Source organism: Mesonia algae (genome assembly GCF_003253545.1).
Classification (GTDB): Bacteria; Bacteroidota; Bacteroidia; order Flavobacteriales; family Flavobacteriaceae; genus Mesonia; species Mesonia algae.
Genome location: NZ_QKYV01000020.1, coordinates 1 through 3,921 on the forward strand (window position 1 = coordinate 1; position 3,921 = coordinate 3,921).

Below are 3,921 nucleotides of genomic sequence, written 5' to 3' on the forward strand. Positions count from 1 at the left end.
CTTAATCAAAGTATAGTGCCTTTTTGTTACATCTGATTTTCCTGCGGAAAATCCTCGCTCACAAAAACGCACTATTCATACACAAAACCGTTGTATTTCATACCGGAAACCAGCCGCACAAAAGCAAAGAGTGCTATCGCACACATTGCTTTCTTACCACCAATGAATGAGAATTTTTTCATAACTTGCCACAATAATTATAAAACGGACAAAGTTGCTTCTAAAGGAAAAAATATCGATTGAACATTTTGAAGATAAAAAATTCAAAATTAGACTTATAGAATCTGAAAAAGATACAGCAGCTGCGTTTACACATTATTTACATAACCACAAAAACGGAGTTTCACAATTCTACAAACCAGATGCGATAGAACACGTTAAAAATTTATTTGACTACAAGTTTCCAGAAGAAAAAATTTCAAAAGTAGCAGCTGAAGAAGCTTTGCAATACCTAATTTTTCAACAAGAAAGTATTCCTTTTCCCGCACCAAAAAGACCTGAATTTAAGTTTATTGATTTATTTGCTGGAATTGGTGGATTTAGGTTAGCTTTTCAAAACTTGAAAGGAAAATGTGTTTTTACAAGTGAATGGGATAAATATTCAAAGCAAACTTATCAAGCTAATTTCGGAGAAGTTCCATTTGGAGATATTACAAAAAAATCAACTAAAAATTATATTCCAGACGGATTTGATGTTTTGTGTGCTGGATTTCCTTGTCAAGCATTTTCAATTGCCGGAAAACGAGGAGGATTTGAAGATACAAGAGGAACGTTATTTTTTGACGTTGCAGAAATCATAAAAAAGAAAAAACCGAAAGCTATTTTTTTAGAGAATGTAAAAGGTTTAAGAAGTCACGATAAAGGAAAAACTTTAGTGACAATATTAAATGTTTTACGTGAAGATTTAGGTTATTTTGTCCCTGAACCTCAAGTTATGAACGCAAAAGAATTTGGTGTTCCACAAAACAGAGAACGAATATTTATTGTTGGTTTTAGAAAGGATTTAGGAATTACCGAATTTGAATATCCTAAACCAACCAAGAAAAAAGTAACATTAGAAGATATTTTAGAAACCGAAACCGTATCTGTAAAATATTATTTATCTGAAACGTATGTAAATACTTTGAGAAATCACAAAGCAAGACACGCAAGTAAAGGAAATGGTTTTGGCTACGAAATAATACCAAATAATGGAACCGCAAACGCAGTTGTTTGTGGAGGAATGGGACGAGAAAGAAATTTAGTTTATGATTTTAAACTAAAAGATTTTACACCAATTACAAATATTAGAGGAGAAGTAAACAGGGAAGGAATTCGAAAAATGACACCAAGAGAATGGGCAAGATTACAAGGTTTTCCAGACAATTTTAAAATTGTTGTTTCGGACGCTCAAGCATATAAACAATTTGGTAATTCAGTTGCAGTTCCAGCAATTCAAGCTACTGCAAAGAAAATTATAGAAAAACTTAAAACTTTATGATTAAAGGAAATAAAGGAGAATGGAGTGAAATTTACACACTTTTTAAACTACTTGGAGACAAACAATTATTTCTTGGAAATAAAGAAATTGAAAAATTAGAAGGATTTGTCTATCCTATTTTACGTGTTTTAAGAACCGAGAATAATGGCGATTTTGAATATTCAATCAAAGATGAAATAATACTTATTTCTGGTGGAGAAGAAGTTTTAAAAATTGCAATTATCGAGTTTAAAGAAAAAGCTAAATTCTTACTTGAAAAGATTAAGTCTAATAAAGAAAGAACTTTTTCAGTTCCCGAAATTGAAGAATTTATGCAATCTATTAATTGTATTTCTTTAAAAGCAAGTTCAACTGCAAAAACTGACATTACAATCGTTGTTCACGACCAAAGAACAAATCAACAACCAACTTTAGGGTTTAGTATAAAATCACAATTAGGAAGTCCTTCTACTCTACTCAATGCAGGAAAAACGACTAACTTTATTTTTAAAATTTCAAATTTAAAGTTAAGCGAAACAGAAATTAACAAGATAAATTCTATAGATTCGAGAAGTAAAATAATGGATAGGATTAATTCGGTTTTAGAATTAAAAGGAGAATTTCATTTTGAAAAAACTGAAAAACAAATATTCTCAAACAATTTAATACTTATCGACAGTAAATTACCTGAAATCTTATCACAAGTAGTTTATGAATTTTATTCAAGCAAAAATTCAAGCGTTTCAGATTTAGTAGAAAAAACAAATTCTAAAAATCCATTAAATTTTGATATTTCGAATGAACATAAGTTTTACGAATACAAAATTAAACGATTTTTAACAGACGTAGCTTTAGGAATGATGCCTTCAAAAGTTTGGACAGGACAATATGATGCAACAGGAGGATATTTGATTGTTAAGGAAAGTGGAGACATTTTATGTTATCATATTTACAACCGAAATGAATTTGAAGATTATTTATTTAATAATACAAAATTAGACACAGCAAGTTCAAGCAGACACGATTTTGGAACTATTTATGAAGAAAACGGAGAATTATATTTCAAATTGAACTTACAAATCAGGTTTACGAAATAAGCCAACGCAAGTTCAAGCACATTTATTTTTTTCCATCGCTCAATTCCAACGCTAAAAAATAAAAGAGCTTAAACGCCAACGCTATCAAGTTTGCGGAATAAAGTACGAAAATACAACACCGTGTATATTTTATTGCTACTAATGGCAATTTTGGAAAATTCTCGCATACTTTTAATTCAGTAAATATTTACTAACTTTATGCTAAACTCAACGCAACAAAGCATACACAAACACGTTGTAGTGCATTTGAGAAAAACGAACTGAATAATAACAGATTAATTTTAATAACCATTTCTATCTTAATTTCGAGTTTGACTTTTGGACAATCAGAGAAGTTGGAAAAATTAACTGTTGGTTTTATGTGCGGATCTTCAGCAGATACAACTCCTCTAGTTGATAAAATGAATGACTTAGTAAAAGAAAAAAACTACTCTGAAATTTCATCTTTATTAAATTCTAAAAATAGTGGAGAAATATTCTTAGCTATATTAGTATTAGAACGACTGGTTGAAAAAAAAAATGACTCATTAAAAGAGGAAGAAAGGAATAAAATAATCTTTTGGAAATCTTTATCAATTCCTGTTTATAACTGTTTAAGGTGTTTTTCAGATATGCATTCTATGAAGGAACTTTTTGAAAATAAAAATTCTCTTGAAGAAATTTCTTGGCTAAATAAAATGCTGCCAATTGAATAAAAATTTGATGATTAGAAAAAATGACAAACAATATTAAAATTAAAGAATCTAAAAAATCAGGTAAATTAATTTACAGTGAATCAATTTTACTTAAACTGTTAGAAATTCCTTGGTTTATTTTTTGTGTTAGCTTTTTACCTTATTTTTTTGGTTATCAAAATTTTAAACAAATCAATTTAGAAAAGATGGAAACAATAATAATCCCAATTTTGTATTTAACTTCTTCTATTTTAATTGCTTTCTGCTATTTTCAATTAAATAAACTCAAACGCTGTAAAAATATAATAATAGGTAATAACAAAAATTTGATTAAAAATTATCTAAAAGACTTAGTCGAAAGAAGAGAATGGACAATAATAGAAAATAATGATAAAGTAGATATTTTAGAGATTCCATTTCATGACAGAGCTACAGGTTGGGATAAAAGAATTACAATTTTATACGACAAAAATGATTTATTAATAAATTGTTCAACTTTTGGCTGGGGTGGAGTCAAATTACCAATTGATTTATTCTGTAATAGATATTTAGAGGATAGGTTAATTGAAAGAATGCAAAAAAAAATAAAAACGCACTACAACAAAGAACTGAGGTAAAAACCAACTCTTTTCTACATTAAATTTGAGACATACATTACCTGTGTCAAAATCTTTATAAACAGATTTTAACT

The 3,921-nt window shown here is 28.7% G+C and carries 4 protein-coding genes; all 4 read left to right on the forward strand.

The genetic code is table 11. The features are described 5' to 3' along the window. The first annotated feature begins 214 nt into the window (after nt 1-214). The 4 genes from LX95_RS14295 to LX95_RS14310 all read left to right on the forward strand — a co-directional run bounded on the left by LX95_RS14295 (nt 215) and on the right by LX95_RS14310 (nt 3,847). A complete protein-coding gene (locus tag LX95_RS14295) occupies nt 215-1,480 on the forward strand; it encodes a DNA cytosine methyltransferase (RefSeq protein WP_111542137.1) in 1,266 nt (421 codons plus the stop codon). Beyond that, complete coding sequence (locus LX95_RS14300; protein ID WP_111542138.1) at nt 1,477-2,556, forward strand: HpaII family restriction endonuclease; 1,080 nt, start codon at nt 1,477-1,479, stop codon at nt 2,554-2,556. The genes LX95_RS14295 and LX95_RS14300 overlap by 4 nt, the downstream gene beginning before the upstream one ends. Nucleotides 2,557-2,891: 335 nt before the next feature. Continuing rightward, nucleotides 2,892-3,251: a hypothetical protein gene (locus LX95_RS14305; RefSeq protein ID WP_146240804.1), complete on the forward strand. Its 360-nt coding sequence runs from the start codon at nt 2,892-2,894 to the stop codon at nt 3,249-3,251. 20 nt (nt 3,252-3,271) lie between these two features. After that, the gene (locus LX95_RS14310) at nt 3,272-3,847 is read left to right on the forward strand and encodes a hypothetical protein (protein ID WP_111542140.1); all 576 of its coding nucleotides are present in this window, start codon (nt 3,272-3,274) and stop codon (nt 3,845-3,847) included. Nucleotides 3,848-3,921: the final 74 nt, after the last annotated feature.